This is a genomic window from Microbacterium sp. RG1 (assembly GCF_005347485.1).
GTDB lineage: Bacteria > Actinomycetota > Actinomycetes > Actinomycetales > Microbacteriaceae > Microbacterium > Microbacterium binotii_A.
The window spans coordinates 3,064,714-3,078,099 of record NZ_CP034121.1 but is presented as its reverse complement, the minus strand read 5'-3'; the positions used below and the strand labels follow the sequence as shown (position 1 = coordinate 3,078,099).

Genomic DNA, 13,386 nt, shown 5'->3' with positions numbered 1-13,386 from the left:
CTCCTTCAGAGCTGGAGGCGGTACCCCATTCCGGTCTCGGTGAGCAGATGCACCGGGCGAGCGGGGTCCGCCTCCAGCTTCTTGCGCAACTGCGACATGTAGAGGCGCAGATACCCCGAGTCATTGACGTTCTCGCTCGCCCAGATCTCCTTCAGCAGGCTCTGGCGCGTCACGAGCGCACCGGGATGCCGCGCGAGGAACTCCAGCATCCGCCACTCCGTGGGCGTCAGATGCACGCGCGCACCCGCGCGTGTGACCGTCTTCGTCGCCAGATCCAGCTCGATGTCCCCGAAGCGGACGAGAGGATCGTCGACGGATGCGGCGGCCCGCCGTCCGAGCGCGCGCAGCCGCGCCAGCAGCTCGTCGATCTGGAACGGCTTCGTCACGTAGTCGTCGGCGCCCGCATCCAGCGCGTCCACCTTGTCGGCGGACCCGGTGCGTCCGGAGACGACGATGATGGGCGCCGTCGTCCACCCGCGCAGCGCCTCGATCACCTGCACACCGTCGAGATGCGGCATGCCGAGATCGAGCAGCACGATGTCGGGATGCGATTGCGCGGCCAGCGTGATCGCCGCCGCGCCGTCCGCGGCTGCCACCACGTCGTAGCCGTGCGCGGCGAGCGTGATACGCAGAGCCCGCACGAGCTGCGGGTCATCGTCGGCGACCAGGATCTTCACGAGCCCATCCTCCCCGCGGATGCGGCGTCCTCCGGCCACAGCGGCAGCGACACGACCATGGTGAGCCCGCCGCCGGGGGTGTCCTCCGCGGTGAGCGTGCCGCCCATCCCCTCCGCGAAGCCGCGCGACAGCGCGAGCCCGAGTCCGAGTCCGACCGTGTTGTCCGTGTCGCCCAGCCGCTGGAAGGGCGCGAACATGTCGTCCCGACGCTCGGCCGGCACGCCAGCACCCCGGTCGACGATGCGGATCTCGGCCCGCTCGCCGAGACTGCTCGTCGCCACCCGCACCCGGGCGTCCGGCGGCGAGTGGCGCGCGGCGTTCGCGAGCACGTTCACGATGACCCGCTGCAGCAGCACGGGGTCGGCGGTGATCTCCGGCAGAGCAGGATCGAGCGCGAGCTCCACCCTGCCGGGGCCGAGCCCCAGCTCGTCGAGGGCGGCGAGGACGGAGCCGGCGGCATCCACCGGCGCGAGCGCGACCGCGAGCACGCCCGCCTCCACGCGGCTCACGTCGAGCAGGTCGGTCACGAGGGCCGACAGGGTCGCGAGGCTCTCCTCGGCGGTGTCGAGCAGCTCGCGCCGATCCGAGGGGCTCAGCTGCGCTCCCGCGGCGCGAAGGCCGCCGATGGCCGCGACCGCAGCGGCCAACGGCCGGCGCAGGTCATGGCTGACCGCGGAGAGCAGGGCCGTGCGCACCTGATCGGTGGCGGCGAGCGCGTCGACCTCCCGCGCCGCCGCCGACAGGTCGGTGTGCTCGAGAGCTGCGGCGAGCTGCGCGACGATCACTTCGAGCAGGCGCCGAGCCGACGCATCCGGGTCGGGTCCGTGCAGCTCGAGAACCGCATCGCCGACCGTGAGCGTCGTGAAGTCGCCGCCGCGCACGGGCTCACCGTCAGTGGCGATGACCTCGCCGTCGGCGGCGAGCAGGCGCACCCCGGCGAGTCCGAACGCCTCGCGCGTGCGGGTGATGAGGGCGGGAACCGCGCTCTCGCCGCGCAGCACGGATCCGGCCACCGTGGCCAGCAGCTCCGACTCCGCCGCGGCTCGTTCCGCACGGCGGGTGCGTCGGGCGGCCTGGTCGACGATGTAGCTGACGAGGATCGCGATCACGACGTAGAGGCCCAGTGCGAGCGCGTGCAACGGGTGCGCGATCGACACGGTGAAGGTCGGCGCGACGAAGAGGAAGTCCAGCGTCAGCCCCGAAAGGACCGCTGCGAACAGCGCGGGCCAGATCCCGCCCACGAGGGCGACCACGACCACGAGCAGTTGGAAGGCGAGCACGTCGGAGGTGATCGACTCGTCACTGCGGAAGGCGAACAGCGCCGCCGACAGCAGCGGCCCCACGGTCAGCGCGATCACGAAGCCGAGGATGCGGCGCTTGACGCTCAACGCTCCTCGCTGCACCGAGGGCAGCCGCATCCGTCCGCCGGCGGCGGCCGCGTGGCTCACGATGTGCACGTCGATGTCGCCCGAGAGTCGGATGACGGTCGCCCCGATGCCGGGGCCGGTGGCCGCTGCGGCCCACCGGGAGCGGCGGCTGACGCCGATGACGAGCTGGCTCGCGTTCACGGAACGGGCGAAGTCGACGAGCGCACGCGGGACGTCGTCGCCGACGAGTTGGTGGTAGGTGCCGCCGAGGGATTTGACCAGCGCCCGCTGCTGTGCGAGCGCGCCCGGTGTCGCGCGGCGCAGGCCCTCCGCGCTGGAGACGTGCACCGCGAGGAGTTCGCCGCCGGCCGAGCGAGCCGCGATCCTGGCGCCTCGGCGAAGCAGCGTCTCCCCCTCCGGGCCCCCGGTGAGTGCGACGACCACCCGCTCGCGCGTGTGCCACGTGCCGCGGATGTCGTGCGCGCTCCGGTAGTCCTTCAGGGCGCTGTCGACTTCGTCTGCGAGCCAGAGCAGCGCGAGCTCGCGCAGCGCCGTGAGGTTGCCGAGGCGGAAGTAGTTGGACAGCGCCGCATCCACGCGTTCGGCGGGATAGACGAGCCCGGCCGACAGCCTGTCCCGCAGCGACTGCGGCGCGAGGTCGACCACCTCGACCTGATCGGCGCCGCGGATGACCGTGTCGGGCACGGTCTCGCGCTGTGCGACGCCGGTGATCTGCTCCACCACGTCGCCGAGCGAGGCGATGTGCTGCACGTTGACCGTGGTGATCACGTCGATGCCGGCCGCGATCACCTCCTCGACGTCCTGCCAGCGCTTCTCGTTCCGCGATCCCGGGGCGTTCGTGTGGGCGAGCTCGTCGATGAGGGCGACGTCGGGATGCCGCGCGATGACCGCATCCACATCCATCTCGTCGAGCTCGACACCCCGATGCGCCCACCGCCGTCTGGGGATCTGTGCGAGCGCCTCGGCCTGCTGCGCCGTGGCGGCGCGGCCGTGGGTCTCGACGACGGCGATGACGACGTCGCCGCCCTCTTGGGCGAGTCTCGCGCCCTCGCGCAGCATCTGGAACGTCTTGCCGACGCCCGGCGCCGCGCCCAGCAGCACGCGCAGCCTCCCGCGCTTCATGCCCTCACCCTAATCTTCCCTGCGTCGCCCGCTGATCTTCCCCGCGCTCGGTGGACAGCCGCTTCCCCTGTCACAGATCGAGCCTCGGCCGTGGATCTGAGACAGGGGAGCATGACCCCCACCCGCTCGCCTGTCACAGATCGAACCGCGAGCGTCGATCTGTGACAGGTGAGCAGGGCCGACGGACGAGCAGGACCACGCATGGCCGGGTCACGGCTTCAGTGCGTCGAGGGCGAGGTTCAGCTCGAGCACGTTCACCCGCGGCTCGCCCAGGTAACCGAGGTCGGAGCCGGTCGTGTGCGCGGCGACCAGCGCCCGCACCTCCCCCTCCTCGAGCCCACGTGCGCGAGCGACGCGGGCCACCTGCAGCGCCGCGTAGGCGGGGCTGATGTGCGGGTCGAGTCCGGACCCGGATGCGGTGAGCGCGTCGACCGGGACGGATGCGGGGTCGACGCCCTCGAGCTCGGCGACCGCCTGCCGACGCTCGGCGATCGAGGCGACCAGGTCGGGGTTCTCGGGACCCAGGTTGGACCCGGACGATGCGGCCCCGTCGTAGCCGGCGCCCGCGGCCGATGGCCGCGACTGGAAGTACTGCGGCAGCGCGGCACCGTCGGCATCCGTGAACGACTGGCCGATCAGGGCGCTGCCGACGACCGTGCCCGCAGCATCCGTCACGAGCGAACCGTTCGCCTGCGCGGGCAGGGCGAGCTGGCCGATGCCCGTGATGAGCGCGGTGTAGCCGACACCGAGGACGAGGGTCGCGGCGAACAGGGCGCGCACGGCGACGCCGGACTGGCGGAGGGCGGAACGAAGGGACATGGTGTGGTCTCCAGAGAGGGCTCAGAAGCCCGGGATGAGGCTCACGACGAGGTCGATGAGCTTGATGCCGAGGAACGGGGCGATCACGCCGCCGAGTCCGTAGATGAGGAGGTTGCGGCTGAGCACCTGCGATGCGGATGCGGGCCGGTAGGTCACGCCGCGCAGGGCGAGCGGGATGAGGAAGACGATCACGATCGCGTTGAAGATGATCGCGCTGGTCACGGCGGATGCGGGCGAGCTCAGCTGCATCACGTTCAGCGCCGCGAGGCCGGGGAAGACCCCCATGAACATCGCCGGGATGATCGCGAAGTACTTGGCGACGTCGTTCGCGAGCGAGAACGTCGTGAGGGCACCGCGGGTGATGAGCAGCTGCTTGCCGATGCGGACGATGTCGATCAGCTTGGTGGGGTCGCTGTCGAGGTCGACCATGTTGCCGGCCTCCTTCGCGGCCGACGTGCCGGTGTTCATCGCCACACCCACATCCGCCTGCGCGAGAGCGGGCGCGTCGTTCGTGCCGTCACCGGTCATGGCGACGAGGTTGCCGCCGGCCTGCTCCTTGCGGATGAGGGCCAGCTTGTCCTCGGGGGTCGCCTCCGCGAGGTAGTCGTCGACACCGGCCTCGGCGGCGATCGCCCGCGCGGTCAGCGGGTTGTCGCCCGTGATCATCACGGTGCGGATGCCCATGGACCGCAGCTCGTCGAAACGTTCGCGCAGCCCCTCCTTGACGATGTCCTTGAGGTGGATGACGCCCAGGATGCGGGTGCCGGCGGCATCCGCCACGGCGACGACGAGCGGAGTGCCCCCCGCGGTCGAGATCGTCTCCACCTCGCTGGTCAGCTGCGCTCTGGTCGCCTCGGCGATCGCTGTCCCCTCCGACTCCACCCACGCGGTGACGGCCGAGGCCGCTCCCTTGCGGATGCGGGTGCCGTCGGCGAGGTCGAGCCCGCTCATCCGGGTCTGCGCGGTGAAGGGGACGACGACCGCGCCCTCGGGCTCGGCGGCGTCGATGCCCTGGCCGCGGGCGAGGTCGACGACCGAGGTGCCCTCGGGCGTCGGGTCGGCGAGCGAGGAGAGGGCGGCGGTGCGCGCCAGCTCCTCCGCGTCGATCTGGGGCAGCGCGACGAACGCGGTGGCACGGCGGTTGCCGTAGGTGATGGTGCCGGTCTTGTCGAGCAGCAGCGTCGTGACGTCGCCGGCCGCCTCGACCGCACGCCCCGACATTGCGAGCACGTTGCGCTGCACGAGACGGTCCATGCCGGCGATGCCGATCGCGGACAGGAGCGCGCCGATCGTGGTCGGGATGAGGCAGACCAGCAGCGCCACGAGAACCGGCACCGACACGGGCGCTGCGGCGTAGGAGGCGATCGGGTTCAACGTCAGGACGACGATCACGAAGACGATCGACAGGCTTGCGAGCAGGATGTTGAGGGCGATCTCATTGGGCGTCTTCTGGCGCGAGGCGCCCTCGACGAGCGCGATCATGCGGTCGACGAAGGTCTCGCCCGGACGGGACGTGATGCGCACGACGATGCGGTCGCTGAGCACCCGGGTGCCGCCGGTGACGGCGCTGCGGTCGCCGCCGGATTCGCGGACCACCGGCGCCGACTCGCCGGTGATGGCCGACTCGTCGACCGTCGCGATCCCCCACACGATGTCACCGTCGCCGGGGATGAGCTCGCCCGCGGCCACGACGACGACATCGCCGAGTGTCAACTCGCTCGAGGCCACCTCGGTCGTCGCCGTCTTCTCGGCCGCGCGGTCACGCTCGGGATCGTAGGCGAGGAGACGGCGGGCCATCGTGCTCGTGCGGGTCGAGCGCAGCGCCTGCGCCTGCGCCTTGCCGCGCCCCTCCGCAACCGCCTCGGCGAGGTTCGCGAAGATCACGGTCAGCCACAGCCACAGCGCGATGCCCCAGGTGAACCCGAACGGCACGGCCGAGCCGCCGCTGCTCTCGGGGCCGCCGAGGAAGGGCTCCGCGATCGCGATGAGGGTCGTGAGAGCGGCGCCGACCCACACGAGGAACATGACCGGGTTGCGCCACAGCGCGACCGGATTGAGCTTGGCGAGTGCGCCGGGCAGCGCCTCGACGAGCTGCGCGATCCCGAAGGCGCGACGGGACCCCCGCGCGCCGGGGGAAGCCTCAGTCTCGGCCGGACGGGTGAGATCGGGGGATGCGGGAAGTCGGGACATGGTCACAGAAGCCCTTCCGCCAGGGGACCCAGCGTGAGAACGGGAAAGTAGGTGAGTGCGGTGATGAGCACGCTCACGACCACGAGGAGACCGACGAACTGCGGCCGGTGGGTCGGAAGCGTGCCGGAGGTACCCGGAATGCGCTCCTGCGCGCCGAGCGAGCCCGCCAGTGCCAGCACCAGCACGATCGGGATGAAGCGGCCGAGCAGCATCACGACGCCGAGCGCGGTGTTTAGCCACGGGGTGTTCGCAGTGAGACCGGCGAACGCGGAGCCGTTGTTGTTGGCCGCCGAGGTGAACGCGTAGAGCACCTCGCTGAAGCCGTGCAGTCCGGGGTTGAGGATCGAGGTGGACTCGACGTCGTCGCGCACACCCGGCACCGCGAAGCTCAGCGCGGTGCCGGCGAGCACGAGAACGGGAGTCACGAGGATGTACAGGCTCGCGAGCTTGATCTCGCTCGGCCCGATCTTCTTGCCGAGGTACTCGGGGGTCCGACCCACCAGCAGACCGCCGATGAACACCGCGATCACGGCGAGGATCAGCATCCCGTACAGGCCCGATCCGACACCGCCGGGTGCCACCTCGCCGAGCATCATGTTGATCATGGTCATGGCGCCGCCGCCGGCCGTGAAGGAGTCGTGCATCGAGTCGACGGCGCCCGTGGATGTGGCCGTCGTGGAGGTGGCGAAGAGCGCCGAGGCCCAGATGCCGAACCTGGTCTCCTTGCCTTCCATCGCGCCGCCGGCGAGCTGCGGCGCGCTGCCGAAGCCCTGCACTTCGAACCAGGTGAGCAGCGAGAGCGAGACGGCGAACAGCGTCCCCATCACCGCGAGGATCGCGTAGCCCTGGCGGTCGTCACCCACCATCCGACCGAGAGCGCGAGGCAGGGAGACGGGGATCACGAGCATCAGGAAGATCTCGAAGAGGTTGGTCCACGGCGTCGGGTTCTCGAACGGATGCGCCGAGTTGGCGTTGAAGAAGCCGCCACCGTTCGTGCCGAGCTCTTTGATGGCCTCCTGCGAGGCGACGGGGCCGCCGGGCAGGCTCTGCGCCGCACCGCTGATGGTGTCGACGGGCGTGAAGCCCGAGACGTTCTGTACGACGCCGCCGATGATCAGCACCATCGCCGCGACGATCGCGAGCGGCAGCAGGATGCGGCCGACACCGCGTACGAGGTCGACCCAGAAGTTGCCGATCGTTGCGGATCCGCGCCGCGCGAAGCCACGCACGAGGGCGACGGCGACGGCGAGTCCGACGGCCGCGGAGAGGAAGTTCTGCACGGCCAGTCCCGCGAACTGCACGGTGTAGCCGAGGGTGGCCTCGGGCGAGTACGACTGCCAGTTCGTGTTGGTGACGAAGGAGACGGCGGTGTTGAAGGCGAGTCCCTCCGGCACCGCGGGAAGGCCCAGTGCGTAGGGAAGGAACTGCTGCGTGCGCTGCAGGAGGTACACCAGCAGCACACCGGCCGCTGAGAAGATCAGGACGCCGCGGGCGTACGCCTGCCAGCTCTGTTCCGCCTCGGCGTCGACGCCGATCACGCGATAGACGCCGCGTTCGATTCGGGCGTGCCGGGGCGAGGTGAAGACGAAGGCGATGAGATCGCCGAGCGGCCGGTAGGCGAGCCCGAGCGCCACCAGCAGGGTCGCGATCTGGAGGATGCCGAAGGTGATCGATTCCGCATCCATCAGAACTTCTCCGGGCGCACGAGAGCGATCACGAGGTAGACGACGGCCGCGACGGCGAGGGCTGCGGCGACGAGGGAGATGACGATCATGCGCGCTCGCTCCGGGTGGCGCCGGCCGGCCGGGTGGACGCGCGGTCGCCCGCCTGCAGGGCGTCGACCCCCTTCAGCACGAGGGCGACCAGCGCGAAGAGCGCGAGCGTCGCGAGGACGTAGACGAGATCGAGCACGGGACTCTCCAGGGAACAGGCCGCGCGGTCGGCGCGGGCGCCCCGCTCGGGGCACTCGTCGATCGAACGCCTCCGCCGGGGCGCGTCCCGCCGTCCTTACGGAATCCGAACGGTCGGCGTTCGGATCCTCACGCCCTCCTCATCCCGGCGCACGGCTCGTCGACGCCCCTGTCGGGGCAGGACCGCGTGCCCTAGGGTGTGGCGCATGATCATCGTCACGACGAACGACGTCCCCGGTCGCACGATCACCGAGGTGCACGGCGAGGTCTTCGGCCTCACCGTGCGCTCGCGTCACATCGGCTCGAACATCGGCGCCTCGTTCAAGGCCCTCGCCGGCGGCGAGCTCAAGGGCATCACCGAGCTGTTGCAGCAGACGCGCACCGAGGCGCTGTCACGCCTCGCGGCGGAGGCGCAGCAGAAGGGCGGGAACGCCGTCGTGGCCTTCCGGTTCGAGACGAACGACTACGGCGACACGGGCGGTGTCGAGGTCTGCGCCTACGGCACGGCCGTGACGATCGCCTGAGTCGTCAGATGATCGCGTCGGCGTAGTGCCGCCGCCTCGAGCACCGCCTTGGCGTCGTCGAGGCGCGCGAAGACACCGCGGCACGTGCCGAGCCCGTCGACGGCTTCGAAACCGTTCGCTTTCTCGGTCACCGTGCCCACGAACGCGGACGCCGTGCTGGCGACGTGGAGACCGTCTTCGACCTGCACCCACAGCGCCCGCGGAGCCGCATCGGGCGCCTGTTGGATCAACGTGTGAGCTTCCACATCGGAGATTCTGCGCCGCCCCTCCGACATCGGAGTGCCCCTGGCAGGGACGCAGGCGATCTGCTAGTCACGGGATGCACAGAGGAGACGACATGTCGGAGGACGCACGGGATGCCGTACCGGGTGACGGCCGCGACGAAAGCGCGAACGAACGGGCGGATCGCAACTGGGACGAGCTCATGCAGGAGCTGCGCGTGATGCAGACCGGCACGCAGATCCTGACCGGGTTCCTGCTCGCCGTCGCCTTCCAGCCCCGTTTCGCGGACCTCGACGCGCTCCAGGTCGTGCTCTACATCTCGCTCGTCGTCCTCGCAGGCCTGTCGACCCTTCTCGCCCTGGCCCCCGTCACCCTGCACCGGACCGTCTTCGCCCGCCGGATGAAGCCGGCCCTCGTGAGGGTCGCTGCGCGCATCGTCGCGATCGATCTCGCCGTCATCGCCCTGCTCAGTGTCGGTGTCACGGCTCTCATCGTGGATGTCGTGCTCGGCCGGACGGCAGGAGCTGTGGCGCTGATCGTGGGTGCTGTGCTCGTCGTAGGCCTCTGGGTCGTGCTGCCCCGTCGGTTCCGCCGTGGGGACCACAGTAGTTAAGCTAGTTAAAGAGAATTAGTTAAGCGCTCTCCCGGGGTTACCTTAGGGCAATGGGCCAATTGCTTTACGACGGCGGGAGCCAGTCTTTCGACATCGATGACCGGGCCCTCGCACATCTGCGCCTCGTCTTCATGAACAAGCTGCGCCGCGGCGAGCCGTTCCTGCTGCACCTGGCCGACACGAGCGGCATCGGCACCCGCAGCCTCTGGGTGCACCCGGGCATCTCCCTGGTCTTCGCCTTCTACGGCAGCCGCAACCCGGCCCTCAACCGGGAGTGGCTGGACGCCATGATGGCCGAGGCCAACGGGCCTCACGGCCTGACACTGTCGCCAGAGCCGGCGGTCAGCGACACTCCGCATCGACAGCCCGTGTGATCTTCTCCATCAGCTGCACCACCGCGGCCGACGTCTCCGGATCGAGTTCCCCGACCGCCTGACGGATGCGGGCGCCCACCGGGTCGAGCTCATCGATGTCGGTGTCGCGGTCGAAGGGCACGACGAGCTTGCTGCGCCGATCATCGGGGTTGGTGCGGAAGGCCACGAGCCCGCCGGCGTGAAGCTTGTCGAGGATGCCGCTGACGGCCGCGGGCGAGACGCCCAGGTGCTCCGCGATGTCGCCCGGGGTGAGGTCCTCCCCCGCATCCGCGCGCTCGAGGATGAGACGCATCGCGGCGCGCGCGTTCTCACTCGGACCGCAGGCGGTCTGGCGACGCCGGCTGAGACTGGCTTCGGCGAGCCTCAACCGTTCGATGGCCGAGACCGCCGGTTCGATGGTGCGTTCCTGTGCCGTGCTGCCCGCCATGTCACTCCGCTCGCAGATTAACTACTAGTCTGTCTAGCGACCATCCTCGCCGACCGGCGGGACGACCACAACCCGGAGGCCGAGACCGACGACGCGGTTTTGCGCAACCCCTCGGCACCCGGATATCGCCGCGCGCTATCCTGCCGGGATGTACATGCTGGACGGCGGACCCCGAGCCGGGCAGCTCGTGGACGACCTCCCCGAAGGCTACGCACTGGGAGACACGCGCTCCGCGTCTGCCGTCGTGCTCGTCGGCGACATCCCCGCCGCGCGAGCGTCCTGGCGCGACAGCCTCCCGCGACTGCGTGCGCTGCGCCGCTACGACGGCTGAGCCTCCTCGGGTCACGATCGTTGCCCGTCCTTCGCGTCGACCAGCGAGAGCGGATCGGCGATGTCCTCGAGGGACTTGCCTGCGGCGCTGACCCCGAAGATGCCGCACACCACGCCGCCGATCATCATCACGGCCGAGCCGAGCACGTATCCCCAGAACAGCGGGCCGCGATCCGATCCGTCTCCGATCAAGGCCCCGTAGAGAGCGGGCGCGCCGGCTCCGACGAGCTGTCCGATCGAGAACACGTAGGAGATCACCTGGCTGCGCAGCTCCAGCGGGAAGATCTCGCTGACCGTCAGATAGGCCGCCGAGGCGCCGGCTGAGGCGAAGAAGAACGACGCGCACCAGAAGATCGTGTGCGTCACCGCGTCCAGGGCGCCGATGTGGAACAGGAACGCACTCGCCAAGAGGATGAGACCTGCCAACACGTAGGTGCCGAACAGCATCCGTCGCCGACCCCAGGTATCGAAGAAGTGCCCCAGCACGAGCGCACCGGCGAGGTTGCCCAGGGCGAAGACGATGAAGTACTGCGACGCGGATGCGGGTGGGACGTCGTAGAAGTTCTCGAGCACGAGCGCGTAGGTGAAGAAGATCGCGTTGTACAGGAACGACTGCGTCACCATCATCGTCACCCCGACCAGGGTGCGCCTCGGGTACTGGCGGAACAGCACCTTGGCGATCACGAGAAACGGCACGCGCCCGTACTCCTTCACGACGATCGCCTTGCTCTCATCGACCGGCGGGATCTGTTTGCCTTCCTTGCGGATGCGCTCCTCGATCTCGTCGACGCCGCGCTCGGCCTCCTCCTCGCGTCCGTGCGTCATCTGCCACCGCGGGCTCTCCGGGATGTGGCGTCGCAGCCAGATGATGAGGATGCCCAGCACGGGTCCCACGAAGAAGCTCAGCCGCCAGCCGAGGTCCTCCGCGAAGATGTCCTGGTTCAAGAAGAAGGAGCTGGCCACGGCACCGAGCGCCGCGCCGCCCCAGTAGGTGCCGTTGATGGCGATGTCGACGCGTCCGCGGTACTTCGCCGGGATGATCTCGTCGATGGCCGAGTTGATCGCGGCGTATTCGCCGCCGATGCCCGCGCCGGCGACGAAGCGCCAGATGTAGAAGAACCAGGGGGCGAAGGCGAGGCCGGCGACCGCGCTGCCGACGAGGTAGATCGCGAGGGAGATGAGGAAGAGGTTCTTGCGCCCGAGCTTGTCGGTCAGGCGTCCGAACACGAGGGCGCCGGTGACCTGCCCCAGCAGGTAGAAGGTGGCCGCCAGCCCCACTTCGAACGAGCCCATGCCGAGGGTGGCGGCGTAACCGGTCGCCGCGACGATCTGCACTTCGAGTCCGTCGAGAATCCAGGAGAAGCCCAGGCCCACGACGATCATCCAATGGAATCTCGACCACGGCAGGCGATCCATGCGGGCGGGAACGAGGGATCTGATCTCAGTGGGCTGCAGCGACATGACTCACTCCTTCCGCAGGCGGCACCGCTGCCCCTGCCGCCGATATTCCTACTCCCGCTCCGCACGCGGCGGCGGAACCTTGACCCCGGCGGCGCGGGGGGCTAAGCGCATCGCCTACCGTCGAGGGATGAGCCCGCTCCTCGCATCCGTCACCGCCGCCGTCAACGCCTGGCACACCCGCGACGAGGCGGAGGAGAGCACGCGTCGAGACTTCGTCGGGGCCCTTCGCGACCACGGCCGAGCGACCCTGGAGCGCTCCGGCCCGCCGACGCACGTCACGGCCAGCGCCTTCGTGTTCGACGAGGACGCCGCGCACGTGCTGCTGTGTTTCCACGGCAAGGGTCGGTTCTGGGTGCAGCCCGGCGGGCATCTCGAGGCGGGCGACACCTCCGTGGAGGGCGCGGCGCTGCGCGAGCTGCAGGAGGAGACCGGGTTGTCTCCCGCGCTGCTGGAGGGCATCGCGGTGGCGGATCTGGATCATCACGCCCTCGGAGGGGGGTTCGGCCGGTGCGCGTCGCACCTCGACATCGGCGTCGTCGGGCGCGTCTCAGACCTGACCGCTCCCCTCGTCGTCAGCGACGAATCGGATGCGGTGGCGTGGTGGCCCGTGGCGGCGCTGCCGCTCGACTCGGCGCCGGGGCTCGCCGATCGCCTGGCCCGCGTGCTCGCGGTGCGCTGAGCGACGCTACTGCGCGGGCTGCGCGAGCACCTCGGCGTCGACGGCCGTGCCGTTCAGCTCCAGGTAGAGCCGGGATTCCACGAGGGAGACCGTCGCGGTGTTGCGGCGCTCGAGAGCGGGGCGCGCCTCGTCGATGAACCCGGGCGTGAAGCTGATCAGGCGGATCGCGTCACTCCGGTGGATCTTCTTGCCGTCCCACTGCGCGGCGACCTTCGCCGGGTCGCGGTGGGTGTAGACGACCACCCGATCGGCGAGCTTGCTGCCGAAGTGCAGGCGCGCCGCATCCGGAGCTCCGACCTCGATCCACGCGGTGATCGCGCCCGTCGCGTCCCGCACGAGCACCGCGGGCTCCTCGGCCTGCGAGATCCCCTCACTGAACGCGATGCCTTCCTCGTACTCGAGGCAGAATGCCAGCACCCGGGTCAGCATGAAGGCATCCGTCTCGGACGGATGCCGCGCCGCCCGCAGCGTGAACTGCTCGTAGACGCCGCGGTCCACATCCGACAGCGTCACATCGAACGTGTACATCGTCGCGCCGGCAGCCATAGCCCTCGAGCCTACGCGGCCGCCGCCACTCGCCGAGCGCGCATCCGTTCGCCGAGCGCGCATCCGATCGCGTGCTCATTCGATGAAAGAGTGCTCGCTCGCCG

The 13,386-nt window shown here is 69.9% G+C and carries 16 protein-coding genes; 5 read left to right on the top strand and 11 right to left on the bottom strand.

Features of this window, described 5'->3' with window-relative positions; all coding sequences use genetic code 11:
- Positions 1-5: 5 nt before the first annotated feature.
- The 7 genes from EHF32_RS14975 to EHF32_RS15825 all read right to left on the bottom strand — a co-directional run bounded on the left by EHF32_RS14975 (position 6) and on the right by EHF32_RS15825 (position 8,107).
- Positions 6-677: a response regulator gene (locus tag EHF32_RS14975; protein WP_137418927.1), complete on the bottom strand. Its 672-nt coding sequence runs from the start codon at positions 675-677 to the stop codon at positions 6-8.
- Complete coding sequence (locus EHF32_RS14970) at positions 674-3,187, bottom strand: ATP-binding protein (protein ID WP_137418926.1); 2,514 nt, start codon at positions 3,185-3,187, stop codon at positions 674-676. Before EHF32_RS14970 ends, EHF32_RS14975 begins: the two co-directional genes overlap by 4 nt.
- Before the next feature lie 210 nt (positions 3,188-3,397).
- Entirely contained in the window at positions 3,398-4,006 is a 609-nt protein-coding gene (gene kdpC / locus EHF32_RS14965; protein WP_137418925.1) for a potassium-transporting ATPase subunit KdpC, read from the bottom strand.
- 21 nt (positions 4,007-4,027) lie between these two features.
- Positions 4,028-6,196: a potassium-transporting ATPase subunit KdpB gene (kdpB, locus tag EHF32_RS14960; protein WP_137419283.1), complete on the bottom strand. Its 2,169-nt coding sequence runs from the start codon at positions 6,194-6,196 to the stop codon at positions 4,028-4,030.
- A 2-nt stretch (positions 6,197-6,198) separates the two neighbouring features.
- A complete protein-coding gene (gene kdpA / locus EHF32_RS14955) occupies positions 6,199-7,881 on the bottom strand; it encodes a potassium-transporting ATPase subunit KdpA (protein WP_137418924.1) in 1,683 nt (560 codons plus the stop codon).
- Positions 7,881-7,970: a potassium-transporting ATPase subunit F gene (locus tag EHF32_RS14950; protein ID WP_137418923.1), complete on the bottom strand. Its 90-nt coding sequence runs from the start codon at positions 7,968-7,970 to the stop codon at positions 7,881-7,883. Before EHF32_RS14950 ends, kdpA begins: the two co-directional genes overlap by 1 nt.
- Entirely contained in the window at positions 7,967-8,107 is a 141-nt protein-coding gene (locus EHF32_RS15825; protein WP_161594135.1) for a hypothetical protein, read from the bottom strand. Before EHF32_RS15825 ends, EHF32_RS14950 begins: the two co-directional genes overlap by 4 nt.
- 205 nt (positions 8,108-8,312) lie before the next feature.
- Here EHF32_RS15825 and EHF32_RS14945 point away from each other — a divergent pair, with 205 nt between their 5' ends.
- A complete protein-coding gene (locus tag EHF32_RS14945) occupies positions 8,313-8,630 on the top strand; it encodes a YbjQ family protein (protein ID WP_192900657.1) in 318 nt (105 codons plus the stop codon).
- On the opposite strand, the gene EHF32_RS14940 is transcribed toward EHF32_RS14945, so the two are convergent.
- The gene (locus tag EHF32_RS14940; RefSeq protein ID WP_137418921.1) at positions 8,603-8,875 is read right to left on the bottom strand and encodes a hypothetical protein; all 273 of its coding nucleotides are present in this window, start codon (positions 8,873-8,875) and stop codon (positions 8,603-8,605) included. The genes EHF32_RS14945 and EHF32_RS14940 overlap by 28 nt on opposite strands.
- A gap of 92 nt (positions 8,876-8,967) precedes the next feature.
- On the opposite strand from EHF32_RS14940, the gene EHF32_RS14935 reads away from it, so the two are divergent.
- Positions 8,968-9,465: a DUF6328 family protein gene (locus tag EHF32_RS14935; protein WP_137418920.1), complete on the top strand. Its 498-nt coding sequence runs from the start codon at positions 8,968-8,970 to the stop codon at positions 9,463-9,465.
- 50 nt (positions 9,466-9,515) lie between these two features.
- Positions 9,516-9,839, top strand: a complete 324-nt coding sequence (locus EHF32_RS14930) for a DUF7882 family protein (RefSeq protein WP_137418919.1) — start codon at positions 9,516-9,518, stop codon at positions 9,837-9,839.
- Here EHF32_RS14930 and EHF32_RS14925 read toward each other — a convergent pair.
- Positions 9,808-10,266 (bottom strand): MarR family winged helix-turn-helix transcriptional regulator, encoded by a 459-nt coding sequence (locus EHF32_RS14925; protein ID WP_137418918.1) that lies wholly within the window; start codon positions 10,264-10,266, stop codon positions 9,808-9,810. The genes EHF32_RS14930 and EHF32_RS14925 overlap by 32 nt on opposite strands.
- Before the next feature lie 148 nt (positions 10,267-10,414).
- On the opposite strand from EHF32_RS14925, the gene EHF32_RS14920 reads away from it, so the two are divergent.
- Positions 10,415-10,597 (top strand): hypothetical protein, encoded by a 183-nt coding sequence (locus tag EHF32_RS14920; protein ID WP_137418917.1) that lies wholly within the window; start codon positions 10,415-10,417, stop codon positions 10,595-10,597.
- A gap of 11 nt (positions 10,598-10,608) precedes the next feature.
- Here EHF32_RS14920 and EHF32_RS14915 read toward each other — a convergent pair whose 3' ends face one another.
- Positions 10,609-12,057, bottom strand: a complete 1,449-nt coding sequence (locus EHF32_RS14915; RefSeq protein ID WP_137418916.1) for an MFS transporter — start codon at positions 12,055-12,057, stop codon at positions 10,609-10,611.
- A gap of 127 nt (positions 12,058-12,184) precedes the next feature.
- On the opposite strand from EHF32_RS14915, the gene EHF32_RS14910 reads away from it, so the two are divergent.
- Positions 12,185-12,736, top strand: a complete 552-nt coding sequence (locus tag EHF32_RS14910; RefSeq protein WP_137418915.1) for an NUDIX hydrolase — start codon at positions 12,185-12,187, stop codon at positions 12,734-12,736.
- A 6-nt stretch (positions 12,737-12,742) separates the two neighbouring features.
- Here the strand turns inward: EHF32_RS14910 and EHF32_RS14905 are convergent, their stop codons facing one another.
- Positions 12,743-13,282 carry a YaeQ family protein gene (locus tag EHF32_RS14905; RefSeq protein ID WP_137418914.1) on the bottom strand — a complete coding sequence of 180 codons (540 nt, stop codon included), beginning with the start codon at positions 13,280-13,282 and terminating at the stop codon, positions 12,743-12,745.
- Positions 13,283-13,386: the final 104 nt, after the last annotated feature.